This window comes from Chryseosolibacter histidinae, assembly GCF_018598225.1.
In the GTDB taxonomy this organism is placed as follows: Bacteria; Bacteroidota; Bacteroidia; order Cytophagales; family Cyclobacteriaceae; genus Chryseosolibacter; species Chryseosolibacter histidini.
The window spans coordinates 22,538-47,336 of the sequence record NZ_JAHESF010000037.1; the positions used below are offsets into that span (position 1 = coordinate 22,538).

General features: G+C 51.1%; 21 protein-coding genes and 1 tRNA gene. 13 read left to right on the plus strand and 9 right to left on the minus strand.

Annotation, left to right across the window (positions count from 1 at the left end; all coding sequences use genetic code 11):
• The first annotated feature begins 1 nt into the window (after window position 1).
• A complete protein-coding gene (locus tag KK083_RS25355; protein ID WP_254168699.1) occupies window positions 2–1,015 on the plus strand; it encodes a cytochrome d ubiquinol oxidase subunit II in 1,014 nt (337 codons plus the stop codon).
• 50 nt (window positions 1,016–1,065) lie between these two features.
• Here KK083_RS25355 and KK083_RS25360 read toward each other — a convergent pair whose 3' ends face one another.
• From KK083_RS25360 to KK083_RS25370, 3 genes are all read right to left on the minus strand, one after another.
• The gene (locus KK083_RS25360) at window positions 1,066–1,572 is read right to left on the minus strand and encodes an SRPBCC family protein (RefSeq protein ID WP_254168701.1); all 507 of its coding nucleotides are present in this window, start codon (window positions 1,570–1,572) and stop codon (window positions 1,066–1,068) included.
• A 25-nt stretch (window positions 1,573–1,597) separates the two neighbouring features.
• Window positions 1,598–1,945 (minus strand): ArsR/SmtB family transcription factor, encoded by a 348-nt coding sequence (locus KK083_RS25365; protein ID WP_254168703.1) that lies wholly within the window; start codon window positions 1,943–1,945, stop codon window positions 1,598–1,600.
• Between the two features lie 145 nt (window positions 1,946–2,090).
• Window positions 2,091–2,912 carry an SDR family NAD(P)-dependent oxidoreductase gene (locus tag KK083_RS25370; RefSeq protein ID WP_254168705.1) on the minus strand — a complete coding sequence of 274 codons (822 nt, stop codon included), beginning with the start codon at window positions 2,910–2,912 and terminating at the stop codon, window positions 2,091–2,093.
• Window positions 2,913–3,258: 346 nt separating this feature from the next.
• On the opposite strand from KK083_RS25370, the gene KK083_RS25375 reads away from it, so the two are divergent.
• The 4 genes from KK083_RS25375 (at window position 3,259) to KK083_RS25390 (ending at window position 8,344) form a co-directional block, all read left to right on the plus strand.
• Complete coding sequence (locus tag KK083_RS25375; RefSeq protein ID WP_254168707.1) at window positions 3,259–3,705, plus strand: DUF1579 family protein; 447 nt, start codon at window positions 3,259–3,261, stop codon at window positions 3,703–3,705.
• Between the two features lie 61 nt (window positions 3,706–3,766).
• The gene (locus KK083_RS25380; RefSeq protein WP_254168709.1) at window positions 3,767–4,996 is read left to right on the plus strand and encodes a DUF6786 family protein; all 1,230 of its coding nucleotides are present in this window, start codon (window positions 3,767–3,769) and stop codon (window positions 4,994–4,996) included.
• A gap of 59 nt (window positions 4,997–5,055) precedes the next feature.
• On the plus strand, window positions 5,056–5,853 hold the full coding sequence (locus tag KK083_RS25385) for a helix-turn-helix domain-containing protein (protein WP_254168711.1): 798 nt from the start codon (window positions 5,056–5,058) through the stop codon (window positions 5,851–5,853).
• 73 nt (window positions 5,854–5,926) lie between these two features.
• Window positions 5,927–8,344: an ABC transporter permease gene (locus tag KK083_RS25390; protein WP_254168712.1), complete on the plus strand. Its 2,418-nt coding sequence runs from the start codon at window positions 5,927–5,929 to the stop codon at window positions 8,342–8,344.
• A 10-nt stretch (window positions 8,345–8,354) separates the two neighbouring features.
• On the opposite strand, the gene KK083_RS25395 is transcribed toward KK083_RS25390, so the two are convergent.
• Window positions 8,355–11,033 carry an FtsX-like permease family protein gene (locus KK083_RS25395; RefSeq protein ID WP_254168714.1) on the minus strand — a complete coding sequence of 893 codons (2,679 nt, stop codon included), beginning with the start codon at window positions 11,031–11,033 and terminating at the stop codon, window positions 8,355–8,357.
• 68 nt (window positions 11,034–11,101) lie between these two features.
• Window positions 11,102–11,434: a PadR family transcriptional regulator gene (locus KK083_RS25400; protein ID WP_254168716.1), complete on the minus strand. Its 333-nt coding sequence runs from the start codon at window positions 11,432–11,434 to the stop codon at window positions 11,102–11,104.
• A gap of 234 nt (window positions 11,435–11,668) precedes the next feature.
• On the opposite strand from KK083_RS25400, the gene KK083_RS25405 reads away from it, so the two are divergent.
• Together KK083_RS25405 and KK083_RS25410 are read left to right on the plus strand one after the other, a co-directional pair.
• Window positions 11,669–12,004 carry a PadR family transcriptional regulator gene (locus KK083_RS25405; protein WP_254168718.1) on the plus strand — a complete coding sequence of 112 codons (336 nt, stop codon included), beginning with the start codon at window positions 11,669–11,671 and terminating at the stop codon, window positions 12,002–12,004.
• Complete coding sequence (locus KK083_RS25410; RefSeq protein WP_254168720.1) at window positions 12,001–14,631, plus strand: ABC transporter permease; 2,631 nt, start codon at window positions 12,001–12,003, stop codon at window positions 14,629–14,631. The genes KK083_RS25405 and KK083_RS25410 overlap by 4 nt, the downstream gene beginning before the upstream one ends.
• A gap of 65 nt (window positions 14,632–14,696) precedes the next feature.
• Here the strand turns inward: KK083_RS25410 and KK083_RS25415 are convergent, their stop codons facing one another.
• Both KK083_RS25415 and KK083_RS25420 read right to left on the minus strand, forming a co-directional pair.
• Window positions 14,697–17,246: a TonB-dependent receptor gene (locus tag KK083_RS25415; protein WP_254168722.1), complete on the minus strand. Its 2,550-nt coding sequence runs from the start codon at window positions 17,244–17,246 to the stop codon at window positions 14,697–14,699.
• A 36-nt stretch (window positions 17,247–17,282) separates the two neighbouring features.
• Window positions 17,283–18,275, minus strand: coding sequence for a type 2 periplasmic-binding domain-containing protein (locus tag KK083_RS25420; RefSeq protein ID WP_254168725.1), 993 nt, complete (start codon window positions 18,273–18,275; stop codon window positions 17,283–17,285).
• 317 nt (window positions 18,276–18,592) lie between these two features.
• Between KK083_RS25420 and KK083_RS25425 the strand changes: the two genes are divergently transcribed.
• The 3 genes from KK083_RS25425 to KK083_RS25435 all read left to right on the plus strand — a co-directional run bounded on the left by KK083_RS25425 (window position 18,593) and on the right by KK083_RS25435 (window position 20,564).
• Window positions 18,593–19,051 carry a hypothetical protein gene (locus tag KK083_RS25425; RefSeq protein WP_254168727.1) on the plus strand — a complete coding sequence of 153 codons (459 nt, stop codon included), beginning with the start codon at window positions 18,593–18,595 and terminating at the stop codon, window positions 19,049–19,051.
• 71 nt (window positions 19,052–19,122) lie between these two features.
• Window positions 19,123–19,875 (plus strand): alpha/beta fold hydrolase, encoded by a 753-nt coding sequence (locus KK083_RS25430; RefSeq protein WP_254168730.1) that lies wholly within the window; start codon window positions 19,123–19,125, stop codon window positions 19,873–19,875.
• Between the two features lie 167 nt (window positions 19,876–20,042).
• Window positions 20,043–20,564: a GNAT family N-acetyltransferase gene (locus tag KK083_RS25435; RefSeq protein WP_254168733.1), complete on the plus strand. Its 522-nt coding sequence runs from the start codon at window positions 20,043–20,045 to the stop codon at window positions 20,562–20,564.
• 26 nt (window positions 20,565–20,590) lie between these two features.
• Here KK083_RS25435 and KK083_RS25440 read toward each other — a convergent pair whose 3' ends face one another.
• Entirely contained in the window at window positions 20,591–21,520 is a 930-nt protein-coding gene (locus tag KK083_RS25440) for a sugar phosphate isomerase/epimerase family protein (protein ID WP_254168735.1), read from the minus strand.
• Window positions 21,521–21,714: 194 nt separating this feature from the next.
• Here KK083_RS25440 and KK083_RS25445 point away from each other — a divergent pair, with 194 nt between their 5' ends.
• Together KK083_RS25445 and KK083_RS25450 are read left to right on the plus strand one after the other, a co-directional pair.
• Window positions 21,715–22,149, plus strand: a complete 435-nt coding sequence (locus tag KK083_RS25445; RefSeq protein WP_254168737.1) for an ester cyclase — start codon at window positions 21,715–21,717, stop codon at window positions 22,147–22,149.
• Window positions 22,150–22,347: 198 nt separating this feature from the next.
• Window positions 22,348–22,422, plus strand: a tRNA-Pro gene (locus tag KK083_RS25450).
• A 270-nt stretch (window positions 22,423–22,692) separates the two neighbouring features.
• Here the strand turns inward: KK083_RS25450 and KK083_RS25455 are convergent.
• A complete protein-coding gene (locus KK083_RS25455; protein ID WP_254168739.1) occupies window positions 22,693–23,682 on the minus strand; it encodes a Gfo/Idh/MocA family protein in 990 nt (329 codons plus the stop codon).
• Window positions 23,683–23,826: 144 nt separating this feature from the next.
• Between KK083_RS25455 and KK083_RS25460 the strand changes: the two genes are divergently transcribed.
• Window positions 23,827–24,738 (plus strand): sugar phosphate isomerase/epimerase family protein, encoded by a 912-nt coding sequence (locus KK083_RS25460; protein WP_254168741.1) that lies wholly within the window; start codon window positions 23,827–23,829, stop codon window positions 24,736–24,738.
• The last annotated feature ends 61 nt before the right edge of the window (window positions 24,739–24,799 follow it).

The window sequence follows — 24,799 nt, forward strand, 5'->3', positions numbered from 1 at the left end:
CATGGAGTATATCGTGATAACTTACCTCTGGCTTGCTATTGTGCTCTACTTCCTGCTGGGGGGCGCTGATTTCGGCGTGGGCATCATCGAAATGTTCACGTCCACAAAAAATATCAGCCGTACACGCCGCACCATGTACCATGCGATCGGTCCCATCTGGGAAGCCAATCACATGTGGCTGATCATTGCCATCGTGATCTTGTTCGTGGGCTTTCCCGTCATTTACAGCCAGCTTTCGGTGCACCTGCACATTCCGCTGGTGATCCTGCTGCTGGGCATCATTGCGCGGGGCACCGCCTTTGTTTTCAGGCACTACGATGCGGTACGCGATAACATGCAGGAAATTTACAACAGCATCTTTGTCTGGTCGAGCTTCATCACGCCACTGTTCCTCGGCATTATTGCAGGGAGTGTTCTTTCAGGACACATCGATGCAAAGGCTCACGATTTTGCAACGGCCTATGTTTTCAGCTGGCTTAACTGGTTTTCCGTTGCCGTTGGACTTTTCACCGTGGCGCTCTGCGGATTCCTGGCATCCGTATATTTGATCGGTGAAGCGGAAGATGCAAAGGATCATCATCGTTTCATCCATAAGGCGAAGACCATGAACATCGCCGCTGTGTGCTGTGGTGCGCTGGTATTTCTCGCCGCGCAGGTGGAACGTGTGCCCCTCGCAAACTGGATCTTCGGAGATGCTGTAGGTTTAAGCGCCGTGATCCTGGCAACGCTATCGCTGGTGCTGCTATGGACTCAGATCGGAAGCGGGCGTACCACACTCCTGCGGATCCTGGTGGGTTTCCAGGTCACCATGATCCTGCTGGCAATCAGCTACGCACACTTCCCTGACTTTGTGATCATCAGGAATGGTGAAAACCTGTCGCTGTTCACGGCGCAGGCACCGGAAAAAACCATGCAGGCATTAGGCTCGGCGTTGCTCATCGGCAGCGTGCTGATCCTGCCGGCGCTGTTCTACCTTTATTATAGTTTTCAGAAAAAAAAGGTAAATGGGAGTTAGGCCTTCGCTCCGCCATCGCTTGCGCAGCGAAGTCCCTGTACATCTGCGCGCTATTTTATAGCACCACTTTCAAACAGCTCGTCTAACCGCTCGTGCATTTCGATAATACCGGTTGTCATCCCAGCCGCCATGGCTCCTTCTTTGTCTGCCACGGCCTGGAAGATATCCTGATACGAAACACGTGTGCGATTGCCCGGAAGGCTTTCAAACCTGATCGTTTCAAGACAAACATGGCCTCGTTCCGGTAGTCCTTCAAACTCGAATGTCTGAATAATTCTCTCGGGTGCTGTTACTTCATGAAATACACCGCGGAAGCTTACCTCATGTCCCGATGCAACCTCATGAAAGTAACGGTATGAGCCACCGTCACGTGGTTCGAATTTTTCGAATCGCATTTTGGTTGAACGCGGGCCCCACCATTGAACCAGGATCTTGGGGTCAGTGTATGCCCTGAAAACTTTTTCGGGCGATGCTTCAAATTCTCGGGTGACGATCACTTCCAGGCTATTGGGTTCGGCCGTGATCAGTGTTGGATTTTTTTGTGCTGTTGCTTTCATAAGAATGTGTTTAATCGGTTTGAATCTATTTTTTTCGTTTTTTCTTTATCGGTTTCTTCTCTTCATCATCCATGGTGAGCAGTACATCATCGAGCCGGGCATGGCGTTCTTCCCAATGCCTTCTGTAGTTTTCAACCCATGACGATACTTCCCTCAGCGGCTCGAGACGCGCTTCACAAACCCGCTCACGCCCCTGTGTTATAATGGAGATCAATCCACATTCCTCCAGGATCTTTACCTGAAGGGAGACTGCGGGCCGGCTGATCTTGAAATTCTCAGCGATGGCATTCACATTCATCGACTGGTTGGCAATCAGGTTAATGATGGCCCTGCGCGTAGGGTCAGCTATCGCTTGAAAAACATCTCTTCGCATGTTGGTCTTATATGTAAGTGTTCGCTTACAAATGTAAATGTAAGTGATCACTTACGCAATAGGGCGGATCATTTTTTTTTAGCGACTGTGAAAGAAGATCACGGATGGTGTTGCCATCGATGACCGATGTTCCTCAGTATTCGACTTATTGTGTTTGCAACTGCACAAACGGGATGGAAGGAATTTTATAGTTCAATCCATTGGTGGTGCCGGCAGTCACATCTATGGTAACACCTGTGATCTTACTCGCTAAAGGTGATGCCAGGAACAGCGCAACATTGGCGATATCAGCCATCATCGGCAGCTGCTTCAGCATGGTGTCGTCTTCAAGCTTGTGAATGAAGCTCTCTGTCGCACTTTGTTCTTGTGCCAGGGCATCCAGAAACGGCCGTGAGTCAGGAGAGCCTGCAGAACGAATATTGATCACGCGTACACCATGCGCACCCAGCTCACAGGCCAGGTCTCTCGAAAACCCTTCGATCGCGCAGCACGCAGGCCCGAAACCACCTACCAGCGGATAAGCCAGCGCTCCAGGTGTAGCCGTGAGTGAAAGAATAACACCCGAACGTTGTTTGACCATGATCCTTCCAGCAGCCGTAGCCGTTAAGAATTGTGTTTGCATGGCGATATTGATGGGCCTTGTAAAATCCTCGAGCTGCATATCGATCAGCGGGATGTTCTGCGTATCCTGAACACCAATGCCATTGAACGATATATCTACTTTTCCGGCAGAACGCACAACCATTTCGAGGTGGTCGCGGATCTCTTTTTCGTTCAGGGCATCTACGCGGGCAAAGTCTGCACGGCCACCCTGTGCGATGATGTCATCGGCTACCTTCTTTACCTTTTCGACATTACGGCCGGTAAGAAATACGTGCGCACCTTCCCGGGCAAATACACGGGCAAATTCTCCGGCGAGTGACTCAGCCACTCCATAAATAACAGCGGTTTTGTTTTTTAGCAACATGGGTTATTGGGTAAATAAACTCATCGAAAGTACGCTGCCGTAAATAATTGCTCAGGGGGATATTGCGACTTTCTAAGGGTGGTCATACGACAGAGGTTTTCAGTCATTGTTAAATTTAGGGTAAGGACTAGAAGCCAGTAGCGAGGAGTCAGAAGTCAGGAGGAGCAAGAATTAAGAATTAAGGAGTAAGAATTAAGGAGTAAGGAGGTATCGTGAAAGTTTTGAGGTGGGGGTACTTCTCCAATGTGTGATCTTATTGGCGTTATTTTATCTTTATGGTTTTCAGATCCAGCGTTGCGCATCAGGTATTGATGATGCAGATAAAAAAGTAAATTCACATTAATATATGAACAGTCCCGGACCGGAACACAAGTTATTGGATGCATTTGTCGGGAAATGGAAGACCACAGGCATCATCAGGGCCACCGCCGAAAATCCTGAAATTGAAATAGGTGGTACCGACACCTATGAATGGCTACCGGGTGGTTTCTTCCTGCTTCACCAGGTGGATGTGTACGTGGGTGATGACCGCAATGAGACTCATGAGGTCATCGGGTTTGACCGGCAGACCGGGAGTTATACGATGCAACATTTTGACAACAAAGGAAACTCCGGAACAATGAAGGCAAGTGTTCACAACGGCATCTGGACTTTTTTGGGCGATTCGCTGCGGTTCACGGGCAGCTTCAGCGAAGAGGGAAACGTGTTGTCGGGCCTATGGGAGCAATCCGAAGATGGAAAGAACTGGTCGCCCTTCATGGATATTAAACTGGTGAAGGATAAAGCGAATTAGCGCGGTTAGGTCGTATCATCAAAACAAAAAAACGCACATTGTCACTTCAAAGCTGCTATTTATGGATCTGAAATATCTGAATTCGTTTATTCTTGCAGGTATATTGCTCGCTTCGTGTCAGGGGCAGCGGGAAATGAATGAACAGGAAATGGAAAAATTCGAGGCAGGTACTTTCGGTTACGACCTGAACTTTCTGAAGGCAAAAGACAGTGTCATTGTTCTAAAGAATAAAAGTGGCGATGGCCAGCTGATCGTTTCGCCACGGTACCAGGGCAAAGTATTTACATCCACTGCTGAAGGTCTTGCGGGCAAAAGTTTTGGATGGATCAACTATAAGGCCTTTGACGCGGCGCCCGATCCGCACATGAACGCCTACGGTGGAGAAGATCGTCTGTGGCTTGGACCCGAGGGTGGAAAATTCTCTCTCTATTTCAAACCCGGTACCACCATGGACTTCGAGCACTGGCATACACCGCCCGCCATCGACACCGAAGCATGGAACACCGTATCCGCCAGCGATAAAAAAGTATCGCTTGCCAAACCGATGGAGTTGCAGAACTATGCAGGCACCCTGCTGAAGCTCACCGTTACACGCGACATCGAGGTGATCGAGAACAGCGGCATTGAATCGCAGTTAGGCATCACGTTGACAGATTCGGTGCGATCCATCGCTTTTCAGACAACCAATGCCATCATCAACACAGACATAAAAGAATGGAATGAACAAACGGGTGCTCCCTGCCTGTGGAACCTGGATATGCTCACGCCTTCACCGGAGGCCGTGATCGTTGTGCCGTACCGTGAAGAACAGGCCGGCAAAGTTGCCACCACCGATTATTTTGGAGAGATCGCCGCGGATCGCATCCGATACACGAAAGGTGTTTTGTTATTCCGGGCAGACGGAAGATCACGGGGAAAGCTCGGCATTGGTCCCCAGCGTGCAAAGAACATCGCCGGAAGTTATGACGGTAACAACCTGCTCACCATCACCCTGTTCGATCTCGATGCCAGGGCCACCTACCTGAACCAGGAATGGACGGTGAATAAAGACCCGTTTGCCGGAGACGCGGTGAACGCCTACAACGACGGCCCGCTTGCCACGGGAGGGCAGCTGGGGCCTTTTTATGAGCTGGAAAGTGTATCGCCCGCGGCCTTTTTGAAACCGGGCGAAAAACTTGTTCACCGGCACAGCGTTTTCCATTTTACAGGGTCGCGCGAGCAGCTCGATCAGATCTCGGAAAAAGTGCTGGGAATCTCATTGGATGAGATCGGATCCGCATTCGAAAAATAATCCCAACCTTTGCGGGTAGCCAGCGTATACCCTAAGATCACATCCCGTCTTTTCCGGATATGCAGTATCGGCAGTTTCCTCCATCCAGTATCCTGGCACCGTACGTCAAGTACTACTGGACCCTGGCCATGGATGCGGACCATCACGATGTGATCTACCCCTCCGGCCATGTTGAGCTCGCCCTTAATATTTCAGATGGAAAGGTCATTACAATTCTGGGCGACAATCACATCAAAATGCCGAACGTGGAAGTGTTCGGGCAGCTGACGGCACCCGCTCATATTGTAGCAACGAAAGGCACCACCATCCTTGTGGTCCGGTTTCACGCGCATGCCAGCGCACTTTTCTTTCCCAATCAGGCCTCTGATTTTACCAACGACTCCATCGACCTCAACGATGTTTTTCGCGGTGAACCTGTTGAGCTCCATGATCGTGTGATGGAGCAAAACAGCATCGAGCATAAAATCGATGCGTTGGAGAAATTTCTCATCCGGAGGCTGATCCGGAATGACAAGAACCAGGGGAAGCTGAAGCTGGTGGAAGAGATCTGCCGCCATGCCATGAACAGCGGGGAAGTATTCAGCGTGGAGAGCCTCGCCTCGCATTACGGTTTTTCTGAACGGTATCTTCAGAAGTTGTTCCTTGATTTTACGGGCGTCAGCCCCAAGAGCTTTTTCACCATTCAGCGCTTCAACCGGAGCCTCGAGCTTCTGAAGTCAACCACCTTGTCGCTTACAGCCATAGCCCACGAGTGCGGCTATTACGATCAGGCGCATTTTATCCGTGAATTCAAGGCATTTACCGGCATCACCCCCTCGCAATTCAGCAGGCCGCAGATCGCCGTTAAGGTATTTTAAACCTGTTCGCTTTTTTACAATTCGCGGACCGGGCGATTTATTTTCTTTGCTGAAGATCAAAATGGAAGGAATTATGATGTACAGGAATTATTTCACGGTTTTCAAACGCAGCTTTTTAAAGCAGAAAGGTTATTCGTTTGTCAGTGTATTCGGGCTTGCCATCGGTATTGCCTGTTTTCTCCTGATCAGTTTATATATCCGCGATGAATATAGCTTCGATCGCATGCATACGAAGGCAGGCCGGATCTACCGGATCCACGAGATCTTTCAGGCCGACGGTGTGGGCGAACGATCTGCCAGCCAGCCTTTTCCGGTGGCGGAAGCATTGCAGAACGACTATGGCACACAGATCGAGAGGGTGGTACGGTTCTTCAATTTCCAGGCACCTACGCTAGCCATATCCACCATCGATCATCAGAAGGAGTTCAACGAGTCGCGGTTGTTCTTCGTAGACTCGACGGTTTTTGACGTGTTCGATTTTCGTTTGTTGCAGGGCGATGCCAGCACTGCGCTCAACGATGTGAACACAGTGGTGATCACCGAAAGCACCGCGAAAAAATATTTCGAAGGAAAAGATCCCGTGGGGCAATACCTGAGATTCCAGGGAACCACCAACCTGCTGGTGACAGGTGTGCTCGCAGATATTCCGGACAACACACACTTCCAGTTCGACTTCCTGGTGTCTTTTGAAACGCTCGCCGACCTTTATAACCCAGCCGTTCCCCAGCGATGGCACTGGTACTGGAATCCCTGCTGGACCTACCTGCTGCTGAAAGATGAAGGCGCGGCGCAAGGGCTGCAGGCGGCGATGCCAGCCTTCGTTCAGAAATATTTTCCGGAATTTGTGCGCAATGACATTACGATGGAGCTGGTACCCCTGACGGACCTGCACCTGAAGTCGCACATGGACTATGAGATCCAGCCCAATAGCAGCTTGACCACGGTTTATGTATTTGCTTCCATCGCTTTCTTCGTGCTGGTGATCGCGTGCATCAACTTTGTGAACCTGAGCACGGCCCGCGCGGCGAAACGTGCCAAGGAAGTAGGCATGCGCAAAACACTTGGCAGCCAGAAAGCGCAGCTCGTAGGCCAGTTCCTTTTTGAATCCATTATGGTGTCGTTGCTGTCCGTAGTGATCGCTGTGCTCATGGTGGGCGTTGCCTTACCTTTCTTTAATGCTTTCGCGGAAAAAAGTATCGGTATCCATGTTCTCCTCGAGCCGTTTTATCTGTGGTTGCTGATAGCGCTGCCGTTAGTAGTAGGCGTTATATCGGGAATGTATCCGGCATTTGTTCTATCGTCGTTCAGGCCGATCACGGCGTTGAAAGCGAATACCAGTCTTGAAAAGGGCGCGATGTTCAGGAAAACACTGGTGGTGGTGCAGTTCACACTGTCGATCATTTTGCTTATCGGTACAGGGGTTGCCATCGACCAGTTGAACATGCTGCGCAACAGCGATACCGGCTTCACCCGCGAGAATGTGATCATGATCCCCGTCTCACGCTCTCCCGTAGCGCGTAATTTTGAGTCGCTGCGCACAGAGCTCCTGCGCGATGAGAACGTTCTCAGCGTCACAGCGCTGGAAGAAGTAATGGGCGCCAAACACCAGGTAGGCAATTACCTCATCGAAGGTATGCATGAGTCGAAGCCTTTCCCCCGCCTTACCGTGCGTCACGACTTTATCAAAACATTCGGCATTCCGCTGGTTGCCGGTCGCGACTACTCTGAAGATGTGGTTACGGATGATTCCCTGGCCTTGCTGGTAAATGAGTCGTTTGTGCGGCAGATGGGATGGAGCTCCAATGAAGAAGCCATCGGTAAAAAATTCGATAACCGCCCGGACCATACCATCATCGGCGTGGTGAAGGATTTTAATTTCACCTCACGGCATCAGCCCATCCGCCCGCTGGTGCTCAAGCTCAACCTTGCGCCACAGGCATTCGATGTGCTTATCAAATACATGGCGGTGCGGGTCAGTGGCAAGGATGTGGACGAAACCGTTCAATGGATCGAGAAGCAGTGGAAGGCGCAGATGCCCGGATGGCCCTTCGAGTATTTCTTCCTTGAAAATAACCTCGAGCAGCTTTACAAGGCTGAGAACAAGATGAGCACCATCACGCTGATCTTTTCGGGTCTCTCGATTTTAGTGGCCTGCCTGGGATTGTTCGGCCTTTCCACGTACACGGCAGAGCAGCGCAAGAAAGAAATGAGCATCCGCAAGGTGCTGGGCAGCTCCGATACAGAGATCTTCATGCTGTTCTCAAAAGATTTCTTCAGCCTCATCCTGATCGCAAATGTGGTGGCGTTTCCGCTGGCTTACTTCCTCCTGAAGCAGTGGCTTGCGGGTTTTGCTTACCAGGTAGGCATCAACCTCGCTTTATTTGTTGTAGCTGGAGTCATTGCGGCAGCCATCGCGTTCTTCACCATTTGCTACCAGGCCTTGCGCACCGCGCGCAGCAACCCGGCGGAGGTGTTGAAAAAAAGTGAATGATCATACAGGCTTATTCATGACGCATAGACACGGATGGGTTTGTGCGAGCCGCCCGCAGTGATTCAAATCCAACCGTGAAAACGGTAACGAATAAAATGAGCAGGCATGCCCAAAGCAGGTACCAGCCACCGATCTCGGCTTTGTAGACGAATGCTTCCATCCAGGAATGTACGGCTACAGCGGCGAGCGGAATACCGATGAAAAATGCAATGAGCGCGAGCCTTACATAACGTGAGGTAAGCATCAGCAGGATCTGCAACGTTGACGCACCCATCACTTTGCGGATGCCGATCTCTTTGGTTTTTTGTTCTGCCGTAAAAGAGGCAAGTCCAAACAGTCCGAGGCATGCAATGATCATGGCCATGCCGCCCAGGTAGTTGAACAGCTTCGCCATCTGCCGTTCGGTTTGATAGAGTCTTCCGAACTCTTCATCCATGAACCAGTACTGGAAGGGTGTTGACGGATAAACCTGCTTCCATACGTTTTGCAGATGATCAAGCGTTTCAGGGAATTCATCACCCGCCAGCATCACGTACATCATCTCAGCGGAGCGCCACTGGCCACCGATCGCAATGGGTGAAATGGCCTTTCGCACCGAGGCATAATTGAAGTCTTTGACCACACCGATCACGTTGTACTTCATGGTGACGGGCTTCGGTATTCCCTGCACTTCTATGTAATACGTACCTTCTGCCTGAAGCCCGAGGGCCTTTTCCGCTGTAACGCCAAGGTCTTTCACGGCCGTTTCATTGAGGATGATGGCCAAGGTATCTGATGGATTGTTCACAGAAAAATTTCTTCCAGCAACAAACTCGAGCCGGAACATTGAAGGAAAATCGAAATCAACATCGAGACGGTCCCAGTTGCGCTGCGTTTCATCAAGCTCGCGGAATTGAAAAGCCCTGCCCATGAAGCCGAAGTTCTCGCGCCGTGGCAGGTGTGGACCTGTTGAAATTTCTTTAACGCGGGGATCCTGTTGGGCGATCTGTTTGAAGCCGGCGATCTTTTGGCGGGCCACCGCGTCGCCCAGGCGTACCGTGACGATCTGGTCTTTGTACCGGCTCAACTTGGTGTGATCGATAAAAGCAAGCTGGTGATGGATGACGTACGTTCCGGTGATGAACAAAAGGGTGATGCTGATCTGAACAACGACCAGGGCTTTCCTGAAATTTTCAGGCGCACGCCCAACCGTAAATGTGCCTTTCAGCGCTTCCATGGGCCTGAATGATGACAGATAAAGTGCAGGGTAACATCCCGCCAGGGTACCCACCGTAACGAACGCTGTCAACAGCAGATACACGGTTTTGGTTTGCAGCAGGTGTGCGAGGCTGAAGTCTTTTAACGTGAGCGCGTTGAAGTAAGGCAGTAGTATCACCAGCAGTGTGATGGCGATGATCAGTGCGATACCGGTCATGAGCAACGATTCACCCAGGAACTGCATCACGAGCATTCCCCTGCCGGCACCCAATGTTTTGCGTAAGCCTACTTCTTTCGATCTTGAAATGGAACGGGCCGTGGCAAGGTTCATATAGTTGATACAGGCCATGCCCAGGATCAGCAAGGCAATGGACCCAAAGATGTAAAGGTGTACCTTATCACCGGGTGCGTCCAGCTCGAACATGAATCCCTCCGTAAAATGGACATCCCGTAACGGTATGAGTATGGGATGCATGACCTTGGCGAACTCACCCAGGTTCCGGTTGAAGATCTCTTGCAGTGCTTGCGATACTTTGGCAGGATCCGTGCCGGGTTCCAGGGTGACAAAGGAGTAGGAGAACGAATCCATCCACGAGTTGACGCGATCTTCATTGTTTCTTTTCCAGAGTGGATCCAGCGCCACACTGCTGGCAATGAAGTCAGGTTTGAAGTGTGTGTTGGACGGGGCACGTTTCATCACCGCACCCACGATGAGTTGAAATTCCATACCATCGCGCATATAGATGATCGGTTGACCCACGGGATCATCGGCACCAAAATATTTATGGGCAATGGTTTCGTTGATGATCACATGCTTCGGATCAGACAGGATCGTTTTTACATCGCCCCCAGTGATCAATGGAAGCGAAAAAATATCGGTAAAGTTGGGATCAACCCAGAAGAACTGCTGTTCTACGAACACGTGATTTGGATCGCTGGTCCTGACGTTTCCCGGATAACCGAACCGTGAGAACCGGGTTACAGCTTTGATCCCGGGCATGGATTCTTTGAGCTTGATACACCAGAGCCCCGCGGCCCGGGCATCCCTGCCTTCTTTTCCGTCGAACCCCTTGAACGAATAGCTGATGCGATATACGTGGTCTGCATCGGGATGGAACGAGTCATAGGTGGCTTCATCGATGAGGTACAAGGCGATCAGCAGAAAGCCCGTGAGACTGATGGCCAGCCCGGAGAGGTTGAGGATCGATGACGACTTGCTGCGAAGCATATTGCGGAAGGCGATGATAAAAAAGTGACTGAGCCTGTCGCGGTATGGAAGCGATGGGGGAGAAGGTTTCCTGGGTTCTGACCGTCTTGGGTTGATGGAATGCAGCACATCCGTCCAGTAATATAATTTTGCCCTGAACGGCCCGACAGTTTCAACACGCTCCCGGAACAATTCATAGAGGTCGCCTTCAACCTCTTCCACGAGCTCGGCATGGCAGAACCATTGTAATATTTTTGTTGCGAAGTAGGGCGGATGGTATTTCATAAAACAGACATGAGATTTGAGATATGAGTCCCGATAGCTATCGGGATGAGACCCGTTACACCTGACAGTTAGCTGCGCTGAAGTAAAATTTTGGGAAGCTGTGCCCACATCTGCTTGCGGATGGCCTGCGCTTCGCGTAAAGCGTTCATGCCAGACGAGGTGAGCGTAAACAACCGCTTCCGTTTTCCGCCTCGCACTTCTTCCGCTTCACCAAACTTGGACGTGAGATATCCCTTCGCCTCGAGGCGGTGCAGTGCGGTGTGCACAGCGCCGATATTCACATTACGCCCGGTCTGGTTTTCAATTTCCTGGCGGATGCTTACACCATACGCCCTTCCATGAAGGATGCCGGCAGCAAGCAAAACGATCTCCTCGAATTCTCCCAGATAAGTTCCTTTCATAAACGGAGTGGTGAAGTAATATATTATTTATAAATGTATATATTATAATTCACATCTGCAATGCCAGTATGCCGCAGATGAGCGAGAGGTTGAACCCCACACCGGCACCGGACAAAGTTGTCCGCCAATGAACATTTGAGCCAACCGATCGAAATGTGAAACTTCATTTTAAGCTGTGCAGGACGCATTTTTCAATCATGGCAGGCTATTTGTTCGACAAAATCAAATGATATTATGAGACGTACCTCCTTAGGTGAGCTGGAAGAGCTGGTGTTGCTGATCATCGGTGTGATCAAGGACGATGCCTATGGCGTGAACATCACCCAGGCGCTTGAAAGGGAAACCGGCCGCACCGTTGATTTCAGTACCGTTCACACCACGTTGAAACGCCTTGAAGAAAAAGGATTTCTGAGGTCGGTAATGTCCGGCGCTACCGCAGAACGGGGTGGCCGGCGAAAACGGATCTTCTCCATTACCGCCTATGGTTACAAGGCCCTGCGCGAGAGCCAGGAGATCCGCATGCGCCTGTGGTCGTTGATCCCGTTGAAATTCAAACCCAGCGGCGTATGAAACATGAGAGAGATCTGTATGCTCCGCCAAAGTGGGCGCAGTCTTTACTGCGGTGGCGGTGCCCGAAGGAAAGCCTGGAAGAAGTGGAGGGCGATCTTCAGGAGCTTTACCTGTACTGGGTCGATACCGTAGGTGTGGCAGAGGCCCGTAAACGTTATGTGCTGAACGCCATCCGCCTTCAGAGGCCTTTCCATTCAAAGAATTCCCGCACTTCATCCATCAATCATAAAGACATGTTCCAGCATTACATCATGGTAGCGTTCCGAAACCTCGTGCGCAGCCGATCATTTTCACTCATCAATATATCAGGGCTCGCTTTTGGCCTGGCGTGCAGCCTGCTGATCTTTCTCTGGGCACGCGATGAGCAAAGTGTAGATCGTTTTCACACAAACAACAAGTTATTGTATCGCGTGTACCTGCGGCAGGTCTATGACGGACAAGCGCATGCCGATTATCATACACCGGCCCCGCTACCCGCAGAGCTGAAGAAGATGATCCCGGAAATAGAATATGCCACCGGTTTTGTCAAATTCTTCCGGCTTAGCTTACAGGACGATATTTATGAAAGCTTCAGCGTAGATGATAAAGTTTATAAGCTGAAAGGCAGTCGTGCAGAAGAGGACTTCTTCAGTATGTTCAGTTACAAGCTCCTGTACGGTACACCGCAAACAGCATTGAGTCGCCCGGAGAGTCTCTGCATGTCTCGCAAGATGGCGGAGCTTTTCTTTGGCAGCGTGGAGGCAGCTGTTGGGAAGACGGTGCGCTTTGATGGCAGGACCGATGTGACGGTGACCGCTGTTTTTGAAAACCTTCCTCCGCAGGCGTCAGACCAGTTCGATTACCTGATGAACTGGGATGCGTGGGTGGCGGAAAATCCGTTCAAACAAAGCTGGGGGCATTTCGGTACGTTGTCATTCATCCAGCTCCGACCCGACGCCGATCCGGTGAAAGTGGAAGAGAAGATCAAAGATTTTCTGAAAACATACCTCAAGGGCATGTCTGATAACCTCAGGCTTGAGCTGGGCCTGCAGCCTTTCGGCGATCAGTACCTGTATGGTGATTTTGAGAATGGCCTGCCTGCGGGTGGGCGCATTCTCTATGTGAACCTGTTCATGGGCGTCGGCATTTTTATCCTGCTGATTGCCTGTATCAACTTTATGAACCTGGCCACAGCACGCTCTGTGAAGCGCGCAAAAGAAGTAGGTGTACGCAAGGTGGTGGGCTCGTCGCGGCTTCACCTGATCTACCAGTTTATCGGTGAGGCTATGCTGCTCACATTGATGGCGGTGTTACTTTCATTGGCGCTGGCCGCCCTGAGCCTGCCCGCGTTCAATGATCTGACTGCGAAGCAAATGGCCATCCCTCTGCGGGAACCCTTGTTTTACCTTTTCATGCTGGGGCTGGTGTTGCTGACGGGATTTATTGCCGGCAGCTACCCGGCGTTGTTCCTTTCATCGCTGCAACCGGTAAAAGTGTTGAAGGGCCACTTTCGTTTCAGCTTCAGCGCGGCGGCATTCAGAAAAGGCCTGGTGGTGTTTCAATTCGTGCTGTCGATGCTGCTGTTGATCTCCACGCTTGTGGTTACGCGCCAGACGAATTATCTCCAGTATAAAAACCTTGGCTATGACCGTGAGAATGTGTTGTACATTCCTATTGAAGGAAACCTGATCACGAAGTATGCGCTGTTCAGGGAAGAAGCTTCCAAAATACCTGGCATCAAGATGGTGGACCGCAGCAGCCAGTTCCCCCATGCCATGTCGTTCAGGGTAGACGCTGTGCAATGGCCGGGCCGGGACCCGAACAAGGTGATCAACTTTGCAGTGTCTTCAGTAGGATATGATTTTGTAAAACTGATGAACCTCGACATTGTGAACGGGCGTGATGTTGACAGGTATAACAGGACCGATTCCGTGGGCTTCCTGGTCAACGAAGAGGCTGTGCGGCAGATGGGTGTGAAAGATCCCATCGGAATGGAGATCAGCGTCTTCGGGAAACAAGGCCGCATCGTTGGCGTGCTGAAAGATTATCACACCAACACCCTGCATCAGGCCATCGATCCCGTGGTGCTGGATGTAAAGGAGTTCCTGAATTTCGGAACCGTACTGGTTCGCACGGAGAAAGGCAAATTAAAAGAAGCGCTGGCGGGCCTCGAAAAAGTATACAAGCAGATGAATCCCGGTCACGCGTTCAACTTTACGTTCATGGATGAGCAATACGGTAAACTGTATAAAAGTGAGCAGGTGGCGAGCAAGCTTTCATATGTGTTCACGTTGCTCGCCATTGTTATTTCATGCCTGGGATTGTTGGGACTCTCCATGTTTGCCGCCGAGCAGTGGAAAAAAGAGATCGGCATCCGCAAGATCCTCGGCGCTACGCTGCGTCACATCATGGCAAGGTTCTCCGGAGATTTTGTAAGACTGGTGTTGCTTTCCATTGTCATTGCAGTGCCCCCTGCGTGGCTGGCTATGAACCAGTGGCTTCAGAACTTTGCTTACCGCATCGACCTGGCGTGGTGGATCTTTGTGCTCGCAGGCATCATTGCCCTGGTTGTTTCCTTGCTGACGGTAAGCACGCAGGCGGTGAAGGCGGCGCTGGAAAATCCCGTGAAGAACCTGAGAAGTGAATAGTTTGTTTATCAAAGCAACGGGCGCAAAGCGATCAGAGCCTTGCGCCCGTTTTTTATTTTTAGCGATCAGAAAGTATAACGCAGGGTGACGCCGTATGTTCTCGGATCTCCCAGCACACCGGCATAGTGCCCGGCATTGCCAGCAGCGGGCAGGAGTTGTTCAAAATAGTCCTTATCCGCCAGGTTCCGGCCCCAGAAAAAGAATGATACCCCCTCCGTTGCGCGGAAGCCCACCCGCGCGTTGAGCAGCGCATAGCCTTCAATGTTCAGGTATTGCGAAGGCGAAGGACTCGATGAGAAGGAAGAGCGGTAGTAGCTATCGATGGCCAGGAAAAGCTTGGCATCGCGGCCGGAGACCTTCAGCGGGTTGGAGAGGAGCTCGCCACCAAGAGAGCCGGCCCATTCGGAGATGCCGGGAAGGTCGCCTCCTGAAATGTCTTTGAACGCATTGGTCGCGCCGGTTTCTTCCAGCGGTACCGGTGCATTGGTGAATGAAACGTATTCGCCATCGGTATACGCAACAGCGCCGTAGATGGAAAGATTTCTGCCGATCCTGGTGCTTCCGTCAAGCTCGATGCCGAGCACCCTGACCTCTTCGGCGTTGGCTAGATAACCACGGTTCACACCCACCTCGGCCGTCTGCACTTGAGTCTGGTAGTCGGTAACGTTGGTATGATGGAGCACGAGGTTCAGGGTTGAGCGCTGGTTCGGTGTGGTCTTCACACCTATTTCGAAGTGTTGCACATATTCGGGTTTGATCTGCGCCAAGTTGGTCATCACTTCACCGTTGCTGGTGGGAAGACCGCCCAGGTTCACACCCACGGGCTTGTAGCTGGTAGAGAAAGTGGCGAAGGTGTTGACACTTTTCACCGGTTTGTAAGCCACCGTGAGCTGGCCCGATACGTTCGATTCGTTCACGTCAGCTGTAAAGGCCTGGTCGGTATACACAACACGTTTCAGCGCGATGAGGGCCGGATCGTCAGTTTGCAAACCACCATAGGTCTGGCGGTCGTAGTCCACTTCCTTGCGATCGTAGTTGTACCTCAGGCCGGGCAATACGTGCAGCCGGTCCGTGATGGCCCAGTCTGCCTGCGCAAAAACGGCGGCGCCTAATGTTTTGAGATTCGATCTTGTTTTGATGCCATAGCCATCAAGCAAACCAGGCGTCTGCCACAGGTTGCTGGTGGAGTTTTGTGAAAAGCGCCATTGTGCCGAGCCTGATTCTTCAATGTGCACGGGATCGGTGTTGAGGTCCTGGCCGATCACGAAGACCCCGATCACACCACTGAGGCGTGAAGAGATATCTCCCGCGTAACGGATCTCCTGCGTCCATTGCTCATGCGTGGAGGTGGCTTGCGACAGGGAGAGCACCGGCAGCCCGGTAAAGTCACGGTCGTTCGAGGGATCCCAGTTCCAGTAACGCCATGCCGTGGTAGAGGTCAGTGTTCCGGACCCGATCTTGGCGTCGATATTGAGCGATACGCCACCGAGGTCGTTGCCCGATCTCCAGGGTGTGTCGTGGTCTATCCAGCGATCGAAAGGATTACGGCTGGCCGGACTGTAGTTGAGGTCTGCGATGATCTGCTCGAACTGGCGGTATGCAGGGCGTTGTGTGGTAACGACGCCGGCCAGCACCTGCGCATAGCCATCGGGATGCTGACGTGTGTTGTCGCCTGTCAGGGTGATCCGCAGGTTGTTCGAGGGCGCGTACAGTAACTGCGCCCTGAAGCCGAGGTTATTGAGATCGTTCACATGCTTTTGTGTGGTCACATTGTACAGCAGGCCATTGCGCTGTGTGCCGGAGAAAGATACACGTGCGGCAAGGGTCTTGCTCAACGGACCAGTGATGGAGCTTTTGGCCTGGATGTAGCCGTAGTTGCCATAGCTCACCTCGAAATTCACACCCGGTGTAAAGCTGGGCGCACGGGTAGTGACGTTGAAGGCGCCCGCGGTAGTGTTTTTACCGAAGAGTGTTCCCTGTGGTCCGCGCAGCACTTCCACCTGCTCGATGTCAATGAAGTCAAGCGTTGTTGCGGCAGGACGCGCATAGTATACACCATCTACATAAAATCCTACTCCGGGATCGATGCCGTCATTGGTGAGCCCGAAAGTGGAGCCCAGTCCACGGATGTTAAGCGTGGTATTGCGGGGGTTGGATGAATAGAGCTGTACTGTGGGAACCAGTTCCTTGACACGGTTCACATTGAAGGCACCCGCGTCTTCAACGAGGTCGCCACTGATCACCGAGATGGGAATGGGTACCTCTTGCACCGTCTCGCTTCTGCGCCTGGCGGTAACCACTACTTCAGAGAGCAGGTTATCGTCAACGAGTGTGACCTCCAGGGGTTCTTCAGGCAGCTCGAACACCTGAATATCTTTCTGGCCAAACCCGGGTGAGTTGATCCTGATGGAGAATGGAAAGTCCTTAGGCGAGGCAAAGCTGAACTGGCCGCTGGCATCCGTCACAGCGTAAATGTTGGTGCCTTTCACGATCACCGTTGCGCCAACAATGGGCGCGTCATTATTATCCCTGACCACGCCCGCCACATTATTCTGTGCCAGCGCGGCGTTGGCCCACAGCAGCAGTGAGAGGAAAAAAAGGTAAAAAGATTTCATACGATTTAAGGGGTTAAGGTTATGCGTTTGGTTAAGTTATTTTCCGCGCTTGGTGGCGAATTCGTTGAATTTTTCTTTTTCGAAACGTTTGGCTTCCGGCGTCAGGTAGCCGAAGTCATGCAGGTAGGTCTGCCCATTTTCATTCACCCACTTTAAAAAATCGATCGCCTCTGCACTCGCATGCTGTTTGTCAACGGAAAGGTGGAGGTATTCAACAGGGATATTTTTGATGTCGCCAGGCTCCGTTGCTTCAAGCTGTTCAATGACCTTATCCAGTGTATCGTAGAATTTTTCGTTGTCACTCACCTTTCCGTTGCCATTGAGGTCAACAGGCAATACGGTGAGGCCCTCAACAGGCTTGCGGGTTTGCTCGTCATAAGCCAGCGGAAGCGGGAGGTAGGTTACGCCTGTTGAATCGCGCAGCAACGCTTTCAATAAATGAGAATCGGCGCCGGCGATGGCGTTGCCCTTGATATCTTTTTGCTGGTATCCGAAGTATTTGGTGAAGACAATGGGAACACCCGCCTTCTGCAACCTGGTGTAAACTGTAAAGGGAGCTTTGATGGGCTTCTGCTTTTCCTTATCGGCAAAGATGTCGTGGAAGAAGATCTGTTTGATGAGGTCGGCGTCGAGACCTTTCTCGCTGTACGTTTTAGCAAAGGTTGACCGGGCTGTGGCTACAGGAAGGATCGCATAACGCCCGATGTTAATGTACTCGCGGGTCTTACGGATCGCGTCTTCCTGTTCATAAACTTCTGCGAGGATATCATATTTAAGCGGATCGGCCGAACCTCTCGATTCAATGATCAATTGTACATCGGGCTTCACTTTATTATAGTCATCGATCCATTGCTGCACCAGCTTGTAAGAGAAGCGCGCTCCTGTGATGATCACGATCTTCTGGGCGGCACGGGCACCTGGATTCAGATCGGTCTTTCCGGCGCTGGCCAGTGGTTCAGGGCTTTGCGCTGCCAGCGAAAAAGAGAACAGCAAAAGTGCTGCGGTGATGGTTTGGTGGAATGATAACATAAACTCTATAGGTTAAATAGATTTCTAACAAATGTATGACTTATATCTACTAAATCAATAGACATTACGGAGGAATGAACAAATTGTTACCCGATGTGTTAAAAAAGGCCTTGAATTGCGTTAAAAAAGGCTTTTTCTATACTGACCTCACTTTCAAGAAATCCCGCATCCACAGGCTGAACAGGCAAATCCAGGTGCCTCGGCTATCGAAAAAAGAAACTAAAAACTATAATGTCTATTGATTTAGTAGATATTGGTATTATGTTTGTATCGTATTGATCGACGATAAGAATCTGCAACGTAAACTTTAAAAGACCATGGCACTACCAGCATCTTTACCCCTCGAGATCCAACCGCTGAAGGCTTCACAAAGCGGTGATGTTTCGTCTGCGGAAGAGCGTGCGGTGAACGACCGCTTCTATTTGCAATCCCTCGTAACCGAAGACCGTTTTTATGATCAGCCCGCGGCGTTCTATTATAAGGATCAGGTCAGGTTTTGCTTTACAGCGACCCCGGAATTTGCTGCTCACTTCATATTGATCAAAGGCCTGGTTGAGTTTCACCGGTCCAGGCATTTGCAGTTCACGTTCGATCTCAATAAAAAACAATTCGAGGCAGACCTTGCGGTGACGCATGTGGGAGCGCTGCATCAATTGCTGGAAGTGGTGTATAGTGAAGTGCTTCGGGAGATCCGGTTTAAAGCTGCGTTGAAGAAAGCGATCCTGTTTGAGGAACGTTACAGGCAGGCGTGTGCCGAAGTATATACTTTTTCATAATTGAATAGTTGTTTTGAGTGGATAAGGGGAGTGCCCGCCAGGGCATTTCTCTTTTTTTAAGTGTAATGAAGATGAATAAACCTGTTGAGCCTCTTTATAATCAGGTCTACGTTGATACCGGCGATGGCCAGCCCGTTGTATTGTTGCATGGATTGTTTGGCAATGTTGCCATGTGGCGGCAGACCATCCAGGCGCTGCAGGATAGCTATAGGGTTATTGTGCCGCGGCTGCCTTTGTTTGAAGTACCCGTTCACCTGGCAAACCTGGATTATCTCCTGGAGATCCTCCATGATTTTCTCGACTGGCATCAGCTGACCGATGTTACTTTCGTGGGCACGGATATCGGCGGACAGATCGCCCTGTGTTATGCGCACCTCCATCCGGAGCGTGTGAAACGGATCGTGTTATCCGGGAGCTCGGGATTGTTTGAAAACCTGCCGGTGGCCGAAAAGGATTACGATAAGGACTTCAACTCGGTGCATCAGCAGGTGAAGGAGGCTTTTTACAGGAAAGACTTCGCCACACCCAACCTGGTAGACAAGGTTTATAAAACCGTTAATACCTTTTCAAAGGGATTGCACATTACGTCACTGGCACGTTCATCGCGCAAAGCGGACATTTCGCGGTTCCTTCACAAGCTCGATACACCGGTGCTGTTGATCTGGGGCCTTCAGGATAAGATCACACCTCCCGAAGTAGCGCTGCATTTTCACGACCTGCTGCGCTTCGGCACCGTTCAGTTCATCGATGCCTGTGGCCACCTGCCCATGATCGAGAACCCGGCTTTGTATGTGAAACACCTGCGCTCGTTTCTCGAAGCGTAACTCAGCAACCACTTCTCGGATAACCCATACGTTAACCCGTAACGACTCTCTTTTAGCTTACTTTTTACCGTTTCCCCTGGGGATCAACGATCGATATGACTTTCTTTGTAAGGGAAATTGAATGTTCCTGTGATTGATGTTGTGCCACCCTTAATTTGCATGGATCGATGAATTACTCAACACCTGTCATCCTGGAAACCCCGCGCCTTTACCTGCGCCAGCCCCGGGAAGACGACTGGCGCCAACTGCACGCCTACTACGGCGATGCCGAATGTATGAAGTACACCGCTGGAAAAGCCATGACTGAATGGGAAAGCTGGCGCAAGCTCGCCTCACTGATCGGCCACTGGCAGATGCGAAAGTACGGCTCATACGCGCTGGAAGAAAGATCAACCGGCAACGTGATCGGCGTGGCGGGAATCGAGTTTCCCATGGGATGGCCCGACCCCGAAATTCAATGGGGATTGTCGCGCGACTTCTGGAGAAAGGGATACGCCAGCGAAGCCGTGAAGGCTATCAAAAATATGGCGGATGAATTCGTGCCAACGCTGCCACTGATCAGCATCATTCATCCCGGCAATGTCAATTCCACGCATGTGGCCCGGGCAGCAGGAGCATCGTTTGAAAGAGAGTTTTTATTCCGCGACGATACCTGGCACATTTACCGGCATTCCGCGCCTTCCCGATAAAAGGCGTTGAGAAGGTCTGACTATAACTACGCCATCGCTGACCGAAGCATCTCGATGCTTTTGGGCACGGCTGTGAACGGGTCTTCCTTTCCTTCAAACTCCAGCGACACATAGCCCTGGTAGTTGACCTTTTTCAGGATGTCGAAGATCCGTTTGTAGTCAAGGTCGAGGCTGTACCACTCGCCGCCGCCATAGTACGTTTTGGCCTGAACGAAGCTGGTGTACGGCGCGAGCATCTCCAGCTTGCTGTACGGGTTTTCGAGGAAGTTGCCGGTATCCATCATGATGCCCAGCCAGGGTGAATCGATCGCCTTCTTGATCCGGAGTTGCCCCTCAGGCGTGGAGCAGAGCCCCCAGTGATTCTCCAGCGCCAGCAGCACGCCATTTTCTTCTGCGGTGGGCAAACATTGCTGAATGCTGTCGATGCACCATTTGAAGCCATCATCTTCAGCGTAGCCGGGCAGGATCGGCTCAACGCCACGGTTCTTCATCAGCTCGTTAAACGACTTGGTGGTGCCCCAACGTCCTGAGTTCAGGCGCAGGCACGGAATGCCCATCTTCGCAGCGAGCCTGATGCAGCTCTTGGTGTGCTCGATCTCTTTTTTAAGGAATTCCTTGTCTGGCGATACAAAGCTTTGATGGATGGAGAGACAGGTAAACGCGATGCCGTTGATGAACGCGTGGCGCTTCAGTTTCTGAAGATAAGCGTTGTCATCAGCTGCCATCTGGCGGTGCAGTATGTCAATACCTTCCACGCCGATCCTCGCGGCCTCATCGATCACTTTTTCGATCGGGAATTTATCTCCCTTGAAATGCCAGAAGGAGTATGAAGAGACCGACAGCTTGATGCGTGGCGCAGGTGCAGGTGTGCTTGCGAATGAAAGCAGGGGTGTAGCGGCAACAGCAGCACCGCCGGCCAGCATATTGTTGAAGAACTGTCTCCTGGAATGGGTCATAGGTAAAAAGGTTTTATACAATGTATCGTAAAAAGCGCTGGTGATCAAGCTACGTTATACAGCAGGTATTCGCGGCAGATGGGATTGCAGCAGGCTGCCGAAAATAGGGATGGTTCGGCGCTGTTGCTGAACAAACCAGGCCAATGGTTCGAAAGTTGTCCAGAGAACAATGGATCATCAAATTACTTATAATTATGGACCAGCAAAGACAAAAACAAATCGCAAAGGAATGGCACGAGGCTTTTGGAACGGATGCCCTGAAAAACAATTACAATCAATATCTGCACGATAATTTTGTGGCCGACTTTTTTGGAGGTCAACAGGTTGATAAAGCCAGATATATAGAGGAAGATCAGCGATTTGCATCGGCGTTTAAGAATAGCCATATAACCGTGCTGGAACAGATTGCTGAGGATAATAAGGTTGTATCTGTTATGACGTGGACCGCTGTTCAGGTCAACGATATACCGGGCATTCCGGCAACCGGGAGATCATTTGAGATCAGGGGAATTGCCATTGACTATTTCAAAGACGGCAAGGTAATCAAACATTTTCCATTGTTCGATCAGCTCAATATGATGCAGCAATTGGGAGCGATGCCTGAAGCCAACGCAGCTGATAAAAAATAACTGTCTTGCCGCTTAAGGATCGGCTGCTAGGCCTGACAACCGTTTCAGATCCCAATGATTCGGATTGAACAAGGACCACACGGTCAGACACCGGTCTTTGGAAGATAGTTTGCACAGGTTGTAATTGAACTTTGCCTTGTAAAATCAAATTACTATTATTGCAGCCCGTTTTGCCATAAATGCACAAACGGTTGGATTCGGGGTGTAGCGCAGCCCGGTTAGCGCACCACGTTAGGGACGTGGGGGTCGGAAGTTCGAATCTTCTCACCCCGACTGCGCCCGCCTGGCTTCGGCAAGGCGGGCGTTTTTCATTTTAGGCCCTGCTTTCTTCGATTGCCACGCCGGGCTTCGCCGGGCGCGGCCAGACTTCTGTGCTCCGATTCTACATCGGTCTCATTTTCAGCCACTTATGGGTTTTAATGCTCGATTCTCCACCAAACATTAAAAACTGCAAATTTTAATGTCTACGGCCACTTTCAGGCTCTTAAATCGGGATTACCCATTGAGCCCGCCCATTGCAGGCGGGTTTTATTGGTCCGGCGATTAACGTTTGCTGGCCTGGTCCATCATCTTCATCACTTCAAGGGCTTCTTCCAGCGAGCAGGGGTTGGGGCCTTCTCCGCGAAAGAACTTGGTTACTGCCTCGATCATGGGGTGCTGGATGTTCACGGGATATTCCATTTCCAGGGATTCGGTGCCGGCATCGGTCACCAGTGTTATGGTAGACTGACGGAAGAAAGAGAACTGAAGTTTGCCTTTGTCGCCGATGATCTCACAGAGGTCTTCCGTAGCTTTTTCTGAAACATTAAAAGCCCACACGCCATTCATCGCTACATGCTGATCGTACACCGCTTCCACCATGGTGAAGTCAGGCGCTTCATATTGTTTCGACTGATTCAGCGAGCGCCCGTACACCTCCCTGGGCTTACCGAAGATCCAGTAGAGAATATCGAGCTGGTGTGGAGAGAGGTCGTGAAATAATCCGCCGCCGGAGATCTCGGGTTTAATGCGCCAGTTGTCGCGGGTTTGTGTGACGATCTTGCTGGCAGGCGGCTGCAGTGTCCTGAGCGTGACCAGCCGCGCCTGGCCAATGGCGCCCTCGTGAATGAGCTCCTTCACTTTTCTGAAAAGTGGCAACCCCCTCCGATAGTGGGCAACGGAAACTTTATTGTTGTATTCACGGGCATAACCGATCATACGTTCGCACGAAGCGGCGTCAAGGGTTACCGGTTTTTCAACGTAAACAGGTTTGCCTGCCTTCAGCGCCGCCTGTGTGTAAGCTTCGTGCGATGATGGTGGGGTTGCAATGTAAATGGCATTGACCTCCGCATCATTGATGAGCGCGTCGGCATCACTATAGAATTTGGATACCTGGTGTCGTTTGGCATAATCTTCAGCTTTGGAGAGGTCGCGCCGCATGACCGCAGCGAGCCGTGAATGACTCACCTTGTTAAAGGCAGGTCCGCTTTTTACTTCGCATACATCGCCGCAGCCAATGATGCCCCAGTGTATCGTTCCGGTAATTGATCTCATGTTGGTATAAGCACGTTAATTTAACCTCGAATTTTCCATATTCAATGAATCTCACTTTTTCATTAGTGCCTTTTTTCGGAGCGGATGTTGAATCTGTGAATTATAGCGTCTAACTTAGGTAGGTCAGGTCATTCCTTTATACATATGGGCCATCAGGTTCGCAGGCGTACATTCTTATCCGTGCTGGCGGGTGTTCCGCTCGCGGCATCGGCAACGCCCAAGCCAGACGCGGGCCAGGCAAACCATTTGCCTCCGGGCACGCAACGACTGAAGTCCAGCCTCAACGCATATTCGTTCAACAAACCGCTGATGGATGGAACCATGACCATCGACGACCTGCTCGACTTCTGCGCGACAACCGGTTTTGATGCCGTGGATATCACGGGTTACTACTTCAAAGGTTATCCGCAGGTGCCGGCTGACGATTATCTTTTTCATGTTAAGCGAAAAGCTTTCAGCGTTGGCATGGAGATCAGTGGCACGGGCGTGCGTAATGACTTCACCATCGCTGATAAAGACAAACGGCAGCAGGAAGTTGCGCTCGTCAAAAAGTGGGTAGTCGCGGCCGCCAAGCTCGGGGCACCTGTGTTACGCATCTTTGCAGGAACGCAGAAGAATGAAAATTACAGCAAGGCCCAGGTTACGGAGTGGATGCTGAAAGACATCGAAACCTGTGTGGCGTTTGCCCGGGAACACGGCGTGATCATAGGCCTGCAAAACCATAATGACTTTATTCAGACGGCAGACGAAGTGAACAAGATCATCGAGTCTATCAACTCGGCATGGTTCGGCCTTATCCTGGATACAGGGAGCTACCGCGTTCATGATCCTTATGATGAAATTGGAAAATCGGTGAAACATGCCGTGAACTGGCAGATCAAGGAAAAGATCTTTGTCAAGGGCGCGGAAGTGGAAACGGATATCCCGAGGGTGATGGCCATTATCAAAGCCTCCGCGTACAACGGGTACCTGCCCATTGAAACGTTGGGTGAGGGAGACCCGAAGGTGAAGGTTGCTGCCTTGCTTGGTAAATTGAAACGCGCGATGCGTGAGTAAGTCCATAGTCGATGGTCCATGGTCCATCGCTGCGTCGTGTATGGTAACAAGGTCAGCGTTT

What these genes read in the sequence shown, in the direction of transcription:
- KK083_RS25355 (WP_254168699.1), top strand. Translation starts at nt 2, where the DNA reads ATGGAGTATATCGTGATAACTTACCTCTGGCTTGCTATTGTGCTCTAC.
- KK083_RS25360 (WP_254168701.1), bottom strand. Translation starts at nt 1,572, where the DNA reads ATGAAAGCAACAGCACAAAAAAATCCAACACTGATCACGGCCGAACCC.
- KK083_RS25365 (WP_254168703.1), bottom strand. Translation starts at nt 1,945, where the DNA reads ATGCGAAGAGATGTTTTTCAAGCGATAGCTGACCCTACGCGCAGGGCC.
- KK083_RS25370 (WP_254168705.1), bottom strand. Translation starts at nt 2,912, where the DNA reads ATGTTGCTAAAAAACAAAACCGCTGTTATTTATGGAGTGGCTGAGTCA.
- KK083_RS25375 (WP_254168707.1), top strand. Translation starts at nt 3,259, where the DNA reads ATGAACAGTCCCGGACCGGAACACAAGTTATTGGATGCATTTGTCGGG.
- KK083_RS25380 (WP_254168709.1), top strand. Translation starts at nt 3,767, where the DNA reads ATGGATCTGAAATATCTGAATTCGTTTATTCTTGCAGGTATATTGCTC.
- KK083_RS25385 (WP_254168711.1), top strand. Translation starts at nt 5,056, where the DNA reads ATGCAGTATCGGCAGTTTCCTCCATCCAGTATCCTGGCACCGTACGTC.
- KK083_RS25390 (WP_254168712.1), top strand. Translation starts at nt 5,927, where the DNA reads ATGATGTACAGGAATTATTTCACGGTTTTCAAACGCAGCTTTTTAAAG.
- KK083_RS25395 (WP_254168714.1), bottom strand. Translation starts at nt 11,033, where the DNA reads ATGAAATACCATCCGCCCTACTTCGCAACAAAAATATTACAATGGTTC.
- KK083_RS25400 (WP_254168716.1), bottom strand. Translation starts at nt 11,434, where the DNA reads ATGAAAGGAACTTATCTGGGAGAATTCGAGGAGATCGTTTTGCTTGCT.
- KK083_RS25405 (WP_254168718.1), top strand. Translation starts at nt 11,669, where the DNA reads ATGAGACGTACCTCCTTAGGTGAGCTGGAAGAGCTGGTGTTGCTGATC.
- KK083_RS25410 (WP_254168720.1), top strand. Translation starts at nt 12,001, where the DNA reads ATGAAACATGAGAGAGATCTGTATGCTCCGCCAAAGTGGGCGCAGTCT.
- KK083_RS25415 (WP_254168722.1), bottom strand. Translation starts at nt 17,246, where the DNA reads ATGAAATCTTTTTACCTTTTTTTCCTCTCACTGCTGCTGTGGGCCAAC.
- KK083_RS25420 (WP_254168725.1), bottom strand. Translation starts at nt 18,275, where the DNA reads ATGTTATCATTCCACCAAACCATCACCGCAGCACTTTTGCTGTTCTCT.
- KK083_RS25425 (WP_254168727.1), top strand. Translation starts at nt 18,593, where the DNA reads ATGGCACTACCAGCATCTTTACCCCTCGAGATCCAACCGCTGAAGGCT.
- KK083_RS25430 (WP_254168730.1), top strand. Translation starts at nt 19,123, where the DNA reads ATGAATAAACCTGTTGAGCCTCTTTATAATCAGGTCTACGTTGATACC.
- KK083_RS25435 (WP_254168733.1), top strand. Translation starts at nt 20,043, where the DNA reads ATGAATTACTCAACACCTGTCATCCTGGAAACCCCGCGCCTTTACCTG.
- KK083_RS25440 (WP_254168735.1), bottom strand. Translation starts at nt 21,520, where the DNA reads ATGACCCATTCCAGGAGACAGTTCTTCAACAATATGCTGGCCGGCGGT.
- KK083_RS25445 (WP_254168737.1), top strand. Translation starts at nt 21,715, where the DNA reads ATGGACCAGCAAAGACAAAAACAAATCGCAAAGGAATGGCACGAGGCT.
- KK083_RS25455 (WP_254168739.1), bottom strand. Translation starts at nt 23,682, where the DNA reads ATGAGATCAATTACCGGAACGATACACTGGGGCATCATTGGCTGCGGC.
- KK083_RS25460 (WP_254168741.1), top strand. Translation starts at nt 23,827, where the DNA reads ATGGGCCATCAGGTTCGCAGGCGTACATTCTTATCCGTGCTGGCGGGT.